Raw genomic sequence first — 12,679 nt, 5'->3', positions numbered from 1 at the left:
GGCTTCCCTCCAAATATTGCCGGTTGCTTTACAATTCCCTGCTTTCGGATGTGCTACACTTTTTTAAAAGGTTTCAGGAGGCAAAACATTTATGAAAAAGACGTGGGACCATCACGGAATTATTCAACGGTTTGAAGCGAACCGCAATGATGAGCTGGCTGTGCCGATGGCCGCTTATATGCGGAACCAGTTCCCTTTTCTGGGCATCAAAACGCCGCTGCGCCAAGCATTGTTGAAAGAACAGTTTTTGGAATATCAGCTGCCGGAGCCCGGACAGCTGGAGCAGGAAGTATGGAAATTGTATAGGCTGCCGGAGCGGGAATATCAATATGCGGCAATCGCATTGCTCGAAAAAATGGCTACACATCTGTCGGTAGCAGACCTGCCTTTTCTTCGGGAGCTGATCGAAAGCAAATCCTGGTGGGACAGCGTCGATTCCATTGCACCACGGGCAGTCGGAAGGATAGTCGCCAAAGAGCGGCCGGCAGGGACCTGCGCCATGTTGGAATGGGCTGAAGCCGGCAATATGTGGACAAACCGGGCAGCCATCCTCCATCAATTAAAATACAAACAAGGGACGGACACGGAAGTGCTTCAGCAAATCATCCTTCGGCATGCCGGTTCCCAGGAATTCTTTTTGCAGAAAGCGATTGGCTGGGCGCTGCGCGAATATGCGAAGACGGATTCCGAATGGGTCCGTTCGTTCACCTTTGAAAATACATTGATGCCACTCAGCAAGCGCGAAGCAATGAAAAATATCGGCAAGTAGAAGCGCGGCTAGAAGTGCGCACTCTATATTCCCTCCAAGGAGGCTTTCCCGGCCAACGAAAACGGATGAACCACTTCTTTTTCACTTTATCCTGAACGAAAACAAACGAAAAAGCCTTCGACATACATAATTGTATGCCGAAGGCTGCTCTTTTTCTCCCAAACATATTCAGCTGCGCCTACTTAAAAAATCCCGCCAATCCCTTTGTCCCCGATGACGGATTTAGCTGATTCAATCAGTTCATTCTTTTCATTTTCGTCGATCTGGCCATCTTCATAAGCTTGTTTCGCTTCCATCATGACATCTTTCGCCTGTCCCAAGTCTGCGCTGCTCAGCTTTTCTTTCAATGCATCGAATTTTTGGCTCATATGCAAACTACCTCCTTGGATTTGGTCTTCTACCCTCTTATACCCTTAAAACAAGCAGTAAAACTGTCCGATTTTGTTCAAGCTGGAGGAATCGGTTTTGGAGAAAACAAAAAACCCTTGGCATGAACAAAGTCATGCCAAGGGTTACTGAAGTATTTATTAACCGATAGAGCCTTCCATTTCGAACTTGATCAAGCGGTTCATTTCCACCGCATATTCCATTGGAAGTTCTTTTGTGAATGGCTCGATGAAGCCCATAACGATCATTTCTGTTGCTTCCTGCTCAGAAACGCCGCGGCTCATCAAGTAGAACAATTGCTCTTCAGATACTTTTGAAACTTTCGCTTCATGCTCCAAAGATACGTTGTCGTTCAAGATTTCATTGTATGGGATTGTATCAGAAGTTGACTGATTGTCCATAATCAATGTATCGCATTCGATGTTTGAACGGGCGCCATCGGCTTTGCGGCCAAAGTGGACGATCCCGCGGTATGAAACTTTACCGCCTTGTTTCGAAATGGATTTCGAAACGATTGACGATGAAGTGTTCGGAGCCAAGTGAATCATTTTCGCTCCAGCATCCTGGTGCTGTCCTTTGCCGGCGATTGCAATCGACAAGGTCATGCCGCGTGCGCCTTCGCCTTTCAAGTAAACAGCTGGGTATTTCATCGTCAACTTCGAACCGATGTTGCCATCAATCCATTCCATTGTACCGTTCGCATCCACGAATGCACGTTTCGTTACAAGGTTGTAGACGTTGTTTGCCCAGTTTTGGATTGTCGTGTAGCGGCAGTATGCATCTTTTTTCACAATGATTTCAACTACTGCAGAGTGCAATGAGTTGGTTGTGTAAACCGGTGCTGTACAGCCTTCTACGTAATGAACGCTTGCGCCTTCATCCACGATGATCAATGTGCGCTCGAATTGGCCCATGTTTTCCGAGTTGATGCGGAAATAAGCTTGGAGCGGCGATTCCACTTTAATGCCTTTTGGCACATAGATGAACGATCCGCCTGACCATACGGCCGTATTCAATGCTGCAAATTTATTGTCAGCCGCCGGAATAACCGATTGCCAGTATTCCTTGAAAAGGTCTTCGTTTTCACGAAGTGCGGCACCGGTATCTTTAAAGACGATGCCCATGTCTTCCAATTCGACTTTCATGTTGTGATAAACAACTTCGGATTCATACTGCGCTGAAACGCCTGCAAGGTATTTCTGCTCCGCTTCAGGAATGCCGAGTTTATCGAATGTAGCTTTGATTTCTTCTGGTACTTCGTCCCAAGAAGTCTGGCTCTGCTCAGATGGTTTTACGTAATACGTAATTTCATCGAAGTTTAACGACCCCAAGTCGCCGCCCCATTGTGGCATTGGCATTGAGTAGAACAATTTAAGAGCTTTCAAGCGGGATTTAAGCATCCATTCAGGCTCTTCCTTGATTTTCGAGATTTCTCTAACGATATCTTCCGTCAGACCGCGCTTGGATCTGAAGATCGAGACATCTTTGTCATGAAACCCATATTTATAATCGCCGATCTCTGGCATTTTTTTAGCCATCGTCGTTCCTCCGTTCTAAGTTACGATTTTTCTTCGCTTTGTACACCTTTTTCCATGGCTTTCCAAGCAAGCGTCGCACATTTGATGCGAGCCGGGAATTGTGAAACCCCTTGAAGGGCTTCAATGTCTCCCAAGTCAATCGAATCGTCATAATCTTTGCCGAGCATCATGTCAGAAAAAATGTGCGATAGCTCTAAAGCGGTGTCTACGTCTTTCCCTTTGACTGCCTGCGTCATCATGGATGCAGAAGCCATTGAAATCGAGCAGCCTTCGCCATCGAATTTCGCATCTTTGACGATGCCGTCCTCGACTTGCAATGTCAGCTGGATGCGGTCTCCGCAAGTCGGGTTGTTCATCTCAATATTAACACTGTTTGAATCCAGCGTCCCTTTATTGCGCGGAGTCTTGTAATGGTCCATGATCACGCGCCGGTATAGTTGATCTAAATTATTAGAAGACATCGTTGAAATACTCCTTTGCTGAACGCAGTCCTTCCACCAGGCGGTCGATATCCGACTCGTCATTATATAGGTAGAAGCTTGCGCGGGCTGTGGCTGAGACTTCCAGCCATTTCATCAGCGGCTGCGCACAATGGTGGCCTGCGCGCACTGCAATGCCGCTCATATCCAGGACGGTAGCAACATCATGCGGGTGGACATCATTCATGTTGAATGTCACAATGCCTGCCCGTTTTGCGGGATCTGTCGGACCGTAGATTTGAAGCCCATCGATTCCGTTCATCTTGTCCATGGCATATGCAGCCATCTGGTGTTCATGTTTCTCGATTTCGCTCAGGCCGACCTCATTGAGGAAGTCGATTGCAGCACCCAATCCGACCGCTCCTGCAATAATCGGCGTGCCGCCTTCAAATTTCCAAGGCAGCTCTTTCCATGTCGAATCATAAAGGCCCACAAAATCGATCATTTCGCCGCCGAACTCCACCGGTTCCATATCATTCAATAAAGTCTTTTTCCCATACAAGACGCCGATCCCTGTCGGTCCGACCATCTTATGCCCGGAGAATGCGAAGAAATCGCAATCAAGCTGCTGGACATCAATTTTCAGGTGCGGCGCCGCTTGTGCACCGTCTACGACCATGACAGCACCGACTTCGTGAGCGATCTGCGCCACTTCTTTGACCGGATTCATCGTGCCTAGTACGTTGGAAACGTAGACCATCGAGACGATTTTCGTCCGGTCCGTAATGGCTGCACGGACCTGTTCCAATGAAATGGTGCCGTCTTCTTCAAGTTCGATATATTTTAGGACAGCACCGCGTTCTTTCGCCAATTGCTGCCATGGAATGATGTTTGAATGGTGTTCCATATAGGTGATGACGATTTCATCGCCTTCTTCGACATTAGCACGCCCGTAGCTTTGGGCCACCAGGTTAAGGGCGGTTGTCGTGCCGCGGAGAAAGATAATTTCCTCTGTTGAAGAAGCATTGATAAACTTTTGCACTTTTTCGCGCGCACCTTCATATTTCTCAGTGGCACGGTTGCCGAGCGTATGAACGCCGCGGTGCACATTCGAATTATCGAATTCGTAATAATGCTTCAGCGCTTCGATCACTTGCACCGGCTTCTGGGAAGTAGCCGCGCTGTCCAGATAGACGAGCGGATGGCCGTTTATTTCCTGGTTCAAGATCGGAAAATAGCTTTTAATCTCTTTTGATATCATTAGCGGACTTTCCTTTCGATAACCTCCGTCAATTGCTTTTTAACGCCTTCGATTGGCAGCACATTTACAACTGGCGCCAGGAAGCCGTGAATAACAAGACGTTCAGCTTCTTGTTTTGAAATGCCTCGGCTCATCAAATAGAACAATTGAAGCGGATCGACACGGCCGACCGATGCGGCGTGCCCTGCCGTTACATCATCTTCATCGATGAGAAGGATCGGGTTGGCATCTCCGCGGGCTTGCGGGCTAAGCATCAAGACGCGAGATTCCTGCTCGGCATTCGCTTTGGTAGCGCCGTGCTCGATTTTTCCGATGCCATTGAAGATCGATGAAGCCGAATCTTTCATGACGCCATGCTTAAGGATCTGTCCATCCGAGTTCTTGCCCCAATGGATAACTTTTGTCGTGAAGTTCTGTTTCTGCGATCCCCGTCCAACTACCACTGTTTTCGTGTCGCCAACGGAATTGTCGCCAATCAAATACGTCGTATTTTCAGAAATCGTATCACTGTCGTTCATCATGCCCAATGCCCACTCAATGCGCGAGTCGCGCTTCGCAACGCCGCGGCGGTTGACATAAGTTGTGAAGCCTTCCGCCAAAACATCGACTGCACCATAAGTGACTTGTGCGTTGTCTTCCGCAATGACTTCAGAAACGATGTTTGCCAATCCGTTGGCATGCGGCACCGTCGAAATATACGTTTCGACATATGTCACTTGGCTGCTCGTATCCGCAACAACCAGCGCATGATTGAACAATGACGCTTCTTCGTTGTCATGGATGAAGATGACCTGGACAGGCTCTTCAACAACGACATTTTTCGGAACATAAAGGAAAACGCCGCCGTTCAATAAAGCTGCATGCAATGCTGTCAATTTATGCTCTTCGGCCTTTACTGCATCTTTCATGAAATACTTCCCGACGATGTCCGCGTGGTCGCGGATCGCAGTGAAGATATCCGTCAAAATGACGCCTTTCGCTTTCAGGTCATCAGATAGCGATGAGTATGCCGGTGTATTATTGTGCTGGATATACAGGTTTTTCTGTTCAAGGTCCACCAATGATTTCACTTCTTCAGGAAGCTCACCCAATGAAGAATATGTGGAGCTTTCTGTTGAATGGACCGGAAACTCTGTGAAATTCCAGGCTGTGATTTTCGTTTTATCCGGTTTTGGCAGCGGCAATGCTTCCGCAGCTGCCAGCGCTTGGACGCGCAGGTTCGTAAACTCTTCCGGTTCTGATTTCGAAGCCGAGAAGGAGCGCACGTCCTGCTCGGTCACTTTAAGATTTGTTTCAACCGTCACGTTAGTCTCCCCTTCCAATTAAGCTTCTTGTCCTACTGTCTCGTCTTCGATGCCAAGCTCAGCTTTGATCCAGTCATAGCCTTCCGCTTCCAATTTATGTGCAAGCTCTTTGCCGCCAGATTTCACGACACGACCCTGCATCATGACATGGACTTGGTCCGGAGTGATGTAGTTCAAGAGACGCTGATAGTGAGTGATGATCAAGCAGCCGAAATCTTCGCCTTTCATCTGGTTGACGCCTTCTGAAACAACTTTCAATGCATCGATATCCAAACCGGAGTCGATTTCATCTAGGATAGCGAATGTCGGTTTGATCATCATCATTTGAAGGATTTCATTGCGTTTCTTTTCCCCGCCTGAGAAACCTTCGTTCAAATAGCGCTGTGCCATTTCCTGGTCCATATCAAGGACTTCCATCTTTTTATCCAATTCGCGGATGAATTTCATCAATGAAATTTCTTCGCCTTCTTCGCGGCGCGCGTTGATCGCAGAGCGCATGAAATCGGCATTGGTAACGCCGGAAATTTCGCTTGGGTATTGCATGCCCAGGAACAGGCCAGCACGGGCGCGTTCGTCAACTTCCATTTCAAGAACGTCTTCCCCGTCAAGCGTAACTGATCCTGATGTGATTTCGTATTTCGGATGACCCATGATAGCAGAAGCCAAAGTGGACTTTCCTGTACCGTTAGGCCCCATGATGGCATGGATTTCACCTGTATTAATTGTTAAGTTTACACCTTTTAAAATCTCTTTATCTTCGATTTTAACGTGTAAATCTTTAATGACCAAAGTTGACATTTAAATACCTCCAGTAAGTTAATATAGAATGGAAATCCATCCTTAATTAGTATCATTCTAATCTTACCTGAAATTAGGCATAGTAGCAAATCTTTAAATCGGATGTTCCGGATTGATAAAACCATTTTATTTCCGTGTATTTTTGCTGAAATCTCTTCTCATTTAGGATATATTTTTTCTTGTTTATATTTTCAATAACCTTAGGCTAAATGAGAAATCCGGCCAAATAAAAAACCAGCACCTTAAGGCACTGGCTGGCTTTCTGCAATTTCTATTTATGAATGTCCGTGTACTTGGCGTTCGAGGCGGGCGGCTACTTGCTGCCCTTGCCGGTAATCTGCTTCCCTGCGCTGTTCCACCTGTACAATCTTGTCTGTGTCATTAGTGTATTCGTCAATTCCGAATCCGTGTACATCCCTGAAGGCTTGCTCCATTTTCTCGGTACGTTCTAAGCCATGTGAATCGATAGTTGGTCATCCCTCTCTTGGTTTGTAATTTTCTATTATGTTATACCCTTTGGCTTCAGAATAAAACCAAAGCTTTTATATTTTACAGAAAATAGCTCAATTGTCATGCGAATTTCCAATAAATGCAAAAGCCCGGCGGAGGACCGCCGGGCTTCGGAGTTTCTTATTGACTTACTTCGTTCTGGATGCTTGAAGGATTCAATTCCTGCACTTCCAACAAAGCGTTGAACTTGTCATCTGCTTCCTGGAATTTAGCAATTGCCGCTTCAAAAGAAGCTTCCTTCGTCAGTTCATCCGCCTTCATATCATACGATTCTTTGATCAGCGCCAATGCTTCCTCAATCTCGCCTTTTTGCTCTTCAAGCGTTTCAGGGATCTCGATGCCTTCTACGGCAGCAGCTGTTTTTTCTGCGGCTGCTTTCGCTGCATCTTTCATCTTCTGCAAATCTTCGCCTTCCGGAAGAGATGCATCCGCCTGCGCTGCTTCAAAAGCGTTCAAGTCTGCGTCGCTTGCATTGATCGTATTCGGCACTGACATATAGAAGCGCATCATTTCCTGCTTAATATCAGCAGAAGATCCTGCGGCTTCCTCCGTACCAGCTGTTTCTTCATTAGTTGTGTCTGTAGCGTTTTCTTCGCTGCATGCTCCAAGAAGCAAAGCCGCTGAAAATCCAATAACCAATAATTTCTTCATGTAAAAGCCCCCTATGTGTGTATGTTCCGAAAATTATATTAACACAGCTTTTTGGGGGCGTATATACATGGCCGAATAGTCGCAATTGGAAAAACATTCCTAATAATCCCATTCCTCATCCGGCTGCGAGAATTTCACTCCGCCTGAGAAAGACGTGTTGCTTTTACGGAACCGCCGCATTAGAGTTTCGCTGCCTGCTTTCCGTTCGTAAACCGGTCGACGATCATCGCTAACGCGCCGTCTCCCGTGACATTCGTCGCTGTCCCGAAGCTGTCTTGCGCCAAGTACAGGGCGATCATCAAAGCGACCATAGTGGAATCGAATCCGAGCATGGTCTCAAGCAAGCCAATCGCCGCCATCACTGCTCCGCCCGGGACGCCGGGTGCTGCGATCATCGTAACGCCGAGCATCAGGATAAATGGCAGGATGCTTCCGAAAGAAGCGACATCCCCCGTCAATAGCATGACGCCGACCGCACAAGAGACAATCGTGATCGTACTTCCAGATAGATGGATTGTTGCAAACAATGGAACCGCAAAATCAATGACCCGTTCGTTAGCACCCGTTTTGCGTGCTTGCCGCACAGTGACCGGGATTGTCGCTGCAGAAGACTGCGTTCCAAGAGCCGTGAAATATGCCGGCAGCATCGTTTTCAGCAATGAAAACGGGTTGCGGCCATTGAGTGTGCCGGCTGTCGTATACTGCAGCAAAAGCATGACCCAATGCAAAATGATGATCATCACGAAAACGACAGCGAAGAGCGAAAGTATCTCTGCCACCGCTCCGCCATAGGCCATGTTTCCGAAGATCCCGAAGATATGGAACGGCAAAAGTGGGATGATGACATACGTGATCGCTTTCTCGATAATTGCCTGGAATTCATCAAAAAACGAAAACATCGTTTTGCTCCCAGTGGAAGCCATACCGATTCCGAGCAGGAATGCCAGGATCAATGCAGACATGACGCCGAACACCGGCGGCATATCAAGCGCGATGAATGAGGTTGCGAGTGCATGTTCCGGATCATCAATTGCGCTCAACGAACCGCCTTGCATGAAATTCGGCAAAATCGTCGTCGCTGCAAAAAACGCCATCGTTCCAGCGATAATGGTTGACGCATACGCAAAAAACGTTGCCAGTCCCAGCAATTTCCCCGATCCTTTGCCTAATTTGGCAATGCCGGGCGCGATGAACCCGAGAATGATCAATGGCACGATGAAATTAAGAAAGTTTCCGAAAATCGTTGTGAATGTAGCAAAAATCCGTGCCAGCCACTCTGGCGCAAACGAACCGATCAACACCCCTAAAGCGATGGCGACAATGATTCTTGGCAGTAAACCAAAATTAAACTTCACTTCCATGTCCTCCCTATATGAACAGATGTATTTTATTTATTATCCAAAAGTATCACAAAGGCAAAAAAAAGTTAATAGGAACTCCAATACGCGAAATATTTTTATTATTTCAACAAAGTTAAAACTCCCCTTTCCTAGTTCCATCTTCTTTCCCACAATGCAAAAGGCCCCTGAATCGGATTCAGGGGCCTTTGTTCGTTTTATTAGTCGACCGGCACTACAGAGCCGCCCCACTCTTCAAGGATGAAGTCTTGGATTTCGTCAGATTTCAGCACTTCCACCAAGGCTTTGACGTTTTCGTTGTCTTCGTCGCCTTTGCGGACAGCAATGATGTTGACATATGGTGAATCTGAGCTTTCAAGAGCGATGGAATCTTCCATTGGGTTCAGGCCTGCATCGATGGCATAGTTCGAGTTGATCAATACGGCATCACCTTCACCTTGCTCATACATTTGGACAAGAATCGCCGCTTCGTAATCCGTTTCAAATTGCAGGTTCTTCGGATTATCTGTAATGTCGCTTACTTCAGCTGTTGTTTTTTCCACCGATTCATCCAAAGTGATCAAGCCTTGCGCTTCAAGCATAGACAAGATTCGTCCATGGTCCGCAACAGAGCTGCTCATCAAGATTGTCGCGCCTTCCGGAAGTTCTTCTAGTGACTTGTATTTTTGGGAATAAACACCGATCGGTTCAATATGGATGCCTCCGGCATTTTCAAACTCATAGCCATTCTCAGCAATCTGTGATTCTAAATAAGGGACATGCTGGAAGTAGTTGGCATCAATTTCGCCTGATTCAAGATCTTGGTTAGGGAAGATATAATCCTGATAAGTTTCGATTTCCAGTTCAATTCCCTGTTCTTCGAGGATAGGCTGGGCCTGCTCCAGAATCTCCGCATGCGGTACGTTGGACGCTCCCACTTTCAATGTGCTTGACTCTTCCCCGCCGGATCCGCCGCTGCCGGATTCTTCTGCGCCGCAGCCTGCCAATGCCAATGCTGCCAATAATGTTCCTGTTACAAGTTTCTTCATGTGTGTACGCTCCCTTTTCTATGGTGTTTTTTATTATGGAATTCTTGGATCAACGTTTATCTGATTTCACCGTCAAACGGTCTCCGACAAACTGGATGGCAAAAACGATGATCAAAATCAGGATGGTCGCTACCAGAACAACATCCTGGCGGCTGCGCTGGAAGCCATCTAGGAAAGCCAATGTGCCAAGGCCGCCTGCTCCGATGATGCCCGCCATCGCGGTATAGCCGACCAATGCAATGGCCGTCACCGTAATTCCGGAGATCAACGCCGGCTTCGACTCCGGCAGCAGCACCTTGCGGATGATCGTCCATGTGCTTGCGCCCATCGAGCGCGCTGCTTCAATGACGCCTTTGTCGATTTCTTTCAAAGCGATCAGCACCATGCGTGCATAGAAAGGTGCTGCGCCGATGATCAGTGCCGGCAATGCCGCATTCGGCCCCCGGATGGTTCCGATCATGAATTTCGTAAGCGGGATCAGCAAGATGATCAGGATGATGAACGGAATCGACCGGAAAATATTGACGAATGCGCCGGTCAGCCAATTCACGATGCTGTTTGCCCATAATTGTTTTGGTGCGGTCAAAAACAGGACGATTCCGAGCACAAGGCCGATGGCGAATGTAAAGAGCGTCGACATGGCCGTCATATACAAGGTTTCCAGCGTCGCTTCCCACATATCCTGCCAATCGACGTTCGGGAATAATGACTCAATCATTTGCCATCACCTCCGTCTGGACGCCTTCCGCATTCAAGAATGCCATGGCCTCAGCAACTTCCGGCTGAGAGCCTTTTATCTGCAAAATCAATGTTCCGTATGCTCCTCGTTGTGTATGGGCGATATTGCCCTGCACAATATTAATATCGACCGGATGCTTCCGGATCAATTTGGTCAAAATCGGCTGCTCTGTCTGATCTCCGACAAAGACCAGTTTTACCAGCACGCCTTCCGGATACAACTCGCGGAGGTGCTTGATCGTCTCTTGCGAATCTTCCGTATCCGTCACTTGCGCCACAAATCGTTTGGTGATGTTTTCCTTTGGCGCCTGGAAGACGCGGAGCACATCGCCCATCTCTACGACCCGGCCGCCTTCCATGACGGCGACGCGATGGCAGATTTTCCGGATGACATGCATTTCGTGTGTAATCAGCACAATCGTAAGCCCCAAGCGCTTGTTGATGTCCACCAGCAAGTCCAGAATCGAGTCCGTCGTCTGCGGATCGAGTGCAGACGTCGCTTCGTCGCACAGCAGCACTTCCGGCTCATTAGCAAGTGCGCGTGCAATGCCGACGCGCTGCTTCTGTCCCCCTGACAACTGGGACGGGTAAGCATTTTCCCGTCCGCCGAGGCCGACGAGTTCCACCAGTTCCTGAACGCGCGCTGCGCGCTTCTCTTTCGGAACGCCGGCGATTTCAAGCGGGAACTCGATGTTCTCCTTGACGGTGCGCGACCATAGCAAATTGAAATGCTGGAAAATCATGCTGACTTTCTGGCGCGCTTTCCGCAGCTCACCGCTGCTGATATTCGTGATGTCCTGCCCGTTGATAACAACAGAACCATTTGTCGGTTTTTCGAGCCCGTTCAGCAAACGGATCAATGTACTCTTCCCGGCGCCGCTATAGCCGATGATGCCGAAGATCTCGCCGTCGCCGATCGACAGGTCCACGCCGTCCACTGCGGTCAATGAACCTTTGCCGGTATCGAACACTTTCGATAATTGTTTTAATTCGATCATTCCTAAACACTCCCGCCTCAAAATAAAAACCCTTCTGCGCAAATTTGAGCAGAAGGGTAACTTTAAAAGTAAACCGATCTCTCATCTTCCAAAGCTATTGCTTTGTGTGATTTGGCACCATTTCATTTTCATGACGGTTGCCGGGCTTCATAGGGCACTTCCCTCCACCACTCTTAATAAGAGTTGACGATATTTAATTGATTTCAGAAATTCAATTTACCACGCTTCACTTTATACGTCAACAGATTTTAACTTTCCATATAAATAAGGCACGGATTGGAACGCGTAGATCTTTTCAGCCAGCTCGCCGTTCTTTGTCAAGAGCAGGCATGGCACGCTCTCCACTTGATAGAGTTCAGCTATTTCCTGCACAAAATTCAAGTTTGCCTTGCCCATCGGCATGTCCGGCAACAGCTCTTCGACCACATCCAGCATTTTCGAAGCAACTTGGCATGTGCCGCACATCGGCGTGTACAAATAAAACGCGGCAACCGTTTTCGTGTTCTTTTCTTTCAGCCATTCTTTATGTGTCCATTCTTCCATTTTGTTTCATCCCTCAGCTAATAACTTATTGACTTGAACGTTTGCTGAAATCAGAACATCGATCAAGTTGCGGATCGGCGTGGCCGCCACTTCCTTGAAGCTCGGGCTGATGTAAAAGTGCCGGGCTTCGGGAAATTCGCGCTTCACCAATTTCCGCAATTTCTCTCCTGATTTGTCCGCATCGACCAGGATGATGATGTCCAGGCCTTCATATGGCAGCAGCAGTTCTTCAAGCCTCGATGCACTTACTGTACCATTTGTGCAAAGAATCGTCACGGGTTCTGCAATGAGCGGCGCGATCCGCGACTTATCGCTGATCCCTTCCACCACGATTACTTTTTCCATAAGCCAACACCTCACTAGATCGGTATGAAAGA

At 47.8% G+C, this 12,679-nt stretch carries 15 protein-coding genes and 1 riboswitch; of the genes, 1 reads left to right on the top strand and 14 read right to left on the bottom strand.

Annotation, left to right across the window (positions count from 1 at the left end):
- The first annotated feature begins 91 nt into the window (after nucleotides 1-91).
- The gene (locus ACFSDB_RS10755) at nucleotides 92-769 is read left to right on the top strand and encodes a DNA alkylation repair protein (protein WP_204893082.1); all 678 of its coding nucleotides are present in this window, start codon (nucleotides 92-94) and stop codon (nucleotides 767-769) included.
- Nucleotides 770-951: 182 nt separating this feature from the next.
- Here ACFSDB_RS10755 and ACFSDB_RS10750 read toward each other — a convergent pair whose 3' ends face one another.
- From ACFSDB_RS10750 to ACFSDB_RS10685, 14 genes are all read right to left on the bottom strand, one after another.
- A complete protein-coding gene (locus ACFSDB_RS10750) occupies nucleotides 952-1,137 on the bottom strand; it encodes a hypothetical protein (protein WP_204893081.1) in 186 nt (61 codons plus the stop codon).
- A gap of 159 nt (nucleotides 1,138-1,296) precedes the next feature.
- The gene (gene sufB, locus ACFSDB_RS10745; RefSeq protein WP_204893080.1) at nucleotides 1,297-2,694 is read right to left on the bottom strand and encodes a Fe-S cluster assembly protein SufB; all 1,398 of its coding nucleotides are present in this window, start codon (nucleotides 2,692-2,694) and stop codon (nucleotides 1,297-1,299) included.
- Between the two features lie 20 nt (nucleotides 2,695-2,714).
- Nucleotides 2,715-3,155, bottom strand: coding sequence for a Fe-S cluster assembly sulfur transfer protein SufU (sufU, locus tag ACFSDB_RS10740; protein ID WP_204893079.1), 441 nt, complete (start codon nucleotides 3,153-3,155; stop codon nucleotides 2,715-2,717).
- A complete protein-coding gene (locus ACFSDB_RS10735) occupies nucleotides 3,145-4,374 on the bottom strand; it encodes a cysteine desulfurase (RefSeq protein ID WP_204893078.1) in 1,230 nt (409 codons plus the stop codon). The genes sufU and ACFSDB_RS10735 overlap by 11 nt, the downstream gene beginning before the upstream one ends.
- On the bottom strand, nucleotides 4,374-5,678 hold the full coding sequence (gene sufD, locus ACFSDB_RS10730; protein ID WP_204893077.1) for a Fe-S cluster assembly protein SufD: 1,305 nt from the start codon (nucleotides 5,676-5,678) through the stop codon (nucleotides 4,374-4,376). Before sufD ends, ACFSDB_RS10735 begins: the two co-directional genes overlap by 1 nt.
- An 18-nt stretch (nucleotides 5,679-5,696) precedes the next feature.
- Nucleotides 5,697-6,476 carry a Fe-S cluster assembly ATPase SufC gene (gene sufC, locus ACFSDB_RS10725; protein ID WP_204893076.1) on the bottom strand — a complete coding sequence of 260 codons (780 nt, stop codon included), beginning with the start codon at nucleotides 6,474-6,476 and terminating at the stop codon, nucleotides 5,697-5,699.
- Nucleotides 6,477-6,751: 275 nt separating this feature from the next.
- Nucleotides 6,752-6,910, bottom strand: coding sequence for a hypothetical protein (locus tag ACFSDB_RS10720; RefSeq protein WP_204893075.1), 159 nt, complete (start codon nucleotides 6,908-6,910; stop codon nucleotides 6,752-6,754).
- 196 nt (nucleotides 6,911-7,106) lie between these two features.
- Nucleotides 7,107-7,637 (bottom strand): hypothetical protein, encoded by a 531-nt coding sequence (locus ACFSDB_RS10715; protein ID WP_204893074.1) that lies wholly within the window; start codon nucleotides 7,635-7,637, stop codon nucleotides 7,107-7,109.
- A 179-nt stretch (nucleotides 7,638-7,816) separates the two neighbouring features.
- Nucleotides 7,817-8,992, bottom strand: coding sequence for a dicarboxylate/amino acid:cation symporter (locus ACFSDB_RS10710; RefSeq protein ID WP_377340042.1), 1,176 nt, complete (start codon nucleotides 8,990-8,992; stop codon nucleotides 7,817-7,819).
- A 203-nt stretch (nucleotides 8,993-9,195) separates the two neighbouring features.
- Complete coding sequence (locus ACFSDB_RS10705) at nucleotides 9,196-10,023, bottom strand: MetQ/NlpA family ABC transporter substrate-binding protein (RefSeq protein ID WP_204893072.1); 828 nt, start codon at nucleotides 10,021-10,023, stop codon at nucleotides 9,196-9,198.
- A 49-nt stretch (nucleotides 10,024-10,072) separates the two neighbouring features.
- Nucleotides 10,073-10,741 (bottom strand): methionine ABC transporter permease, encoded by a 669-nt coding sequence (locus ACFSDB_RS10700; RefSeq protein ID WP_204893071.1) that lies wholly within the window; start codon nucleotides 10,739-10,741, stop codon nucleotides 10,073-10,075.
- Entirely contained in the window at nucleotides 10,734-11,759 is a 1,026-nt protein-coding gene (locus tag ACFSDB_RS10695) for a methionine ABC transporter ATP-binding protein (RefSeq protein WP_204893070.1), read from the bottom strand. Before ACFSDB_RS10695 ends, ACFSDB_RS10700 begins: the two co-directional genes overlap by 8 nt.
- 78 nt (nucleotides 11,760-11,837) lie before the next feature.
- A riboswitch (SAM riboswitch) is annotated at nucleotides 11,838-11,942 on the bottom strand.
- A 48-nt stretch (nucleotides 11,943-11,990) separates the two neighbouring features.
- Nucleotides 11,991-12,302 (bottom strand): thioredoxin family protein, encoded by a 312-nt coding sequence (locus ACFSDB_RS10690; protein WP_204893069.1) that lies wholly within the window; start codon nucleotides 12,300-12,302, stop codon nucleotides 11,991-11,993.
- A gap of 6 nt (nucleotides 12,303-12,308) precedes the next feature.
- Entirely contained in the window at nucleotides 12,309-12,647 is a 339-nt protein-coding gene (locus tag ACFSDB_RS10685; RefSeq protein WP_204893068.1) for a toprim domain-containing protein, read from the bottom strand.
- Between the last annotated feature and the right edge of the window lie 32 nt (nucleotides 12,648-12,679).

The sequence above is a fragment of the Planococcus chinensis genome (assembly GCF_042681545.1).
Classification (GTDB): Bacteria; Bacillota; Bacilli; order Bacillales_A; family Planococcaceae; genus Planococcus; species Planococcus chinensis.
Note: the sequence above shows the minus strand (reverse complement) of the source record. Positions and strands in the feature narration are given on the sequence as shown.

What these genes read in the sequence shown, in the direction of transcription:
- sufB (WP_204893080.1), bottom strand. Translation starts at nt 2,694, where the DNA reads ATGGCTAAAAAAATGCCAGAGATCGGCGATTATAAATATGGGTTTCAT.
- ACFSDB_RS10695 (WP_204893070.1), bottom strand. Translation starts at nt 11,759, where the DNA reads ATGATCGAATTAAAACAATTATCGAAAGTGTTCGATACCGGCAAAGGT.
- sufC (WP_204893076.1), bottom strand. Translation starts at nt 6,476, where the DNA reads ATGTCAACTTTGGTCATTAAAGATTTACACGTTAAAATCGAAGATAAA.
- ACFSDB_RS10750 (WP_204893081.1), bottom strand. Translation starts at nt 1,137, where the DNA reads ATGAGCCAAAAATTCGATGCATTGAAAGAAAAGCTGAGCAGCGCAGAC.
- ACFSDB_RS10715 (WP_204893074.1), bottom strand. Translation starts at nt 7,637, where the DNA reads ATGAAGAAATTATTGGTTATTGGATTTTCAGCGGCTTTGCTTCTTGGA.
- ACFSDB_RS10720 (WP_204893075.1), bottom strand. Translation starts at nt 6,910, where the DNA reads ATGGAGCAAGCCTTCAGGGATGTACACGGATTCGGAATTGACGAATAC.
- ACFSDB_RS10700 (WP_204893071.1), bottom strand. Translation starts at nt 10,741, where the DNA reads ATGATTGAGTCATTATTCCCGAACGTCGATTGGCAGGATATGTGGGAA.
- ACFSDB_RS10690 (WP_204893069.1), bottom strand. Translation starts at nt 12,302, where the DNA reads ATGGAAGAATGGACACATAAAGAATGGCTGAAAGAAAAGAACACGAAA.
- sufU (WP_204893079.1), bottom strand. Translation starts at nt 3,155, where the DNA reads ATGTCTTCTAATAATTTAGATCAACTATACCGGCGCGTGATCATGGAC.
- ACFSDB_RS10755 (WP_204893082.1), top strand. Translation starts at nt 92, where the DNA reads ATGAAAAAGACGTGGGACCATCACGGAATTATTCAACGGTTTGAAGCG.
- ACFSDB_RS10685 (WP_204893068.1), bottom strand. Translation starts at nt 12,647, where the DNA reads ATGGAAAAAGTAATCGTGGTGGAAGGGATCAGCGATAAGTCGCGGATC.
- ACFSDB_RS10705 (WP_204893072.1), bottom strand. Translation starts at nt 10,023, where the DNA reads ATGAAGAAACTTGTAACAGGAACATTATTGGCAGCATTGGCATTGGCA.
- ACFSDB_RS10735 (WP_204893078.1), bottom strand. Translation starts at nt 4,374, where the DNA reads ATGATATCAAAAGAGATTAAAAGCTATTTTCCGATCTTGAACCAGGAA.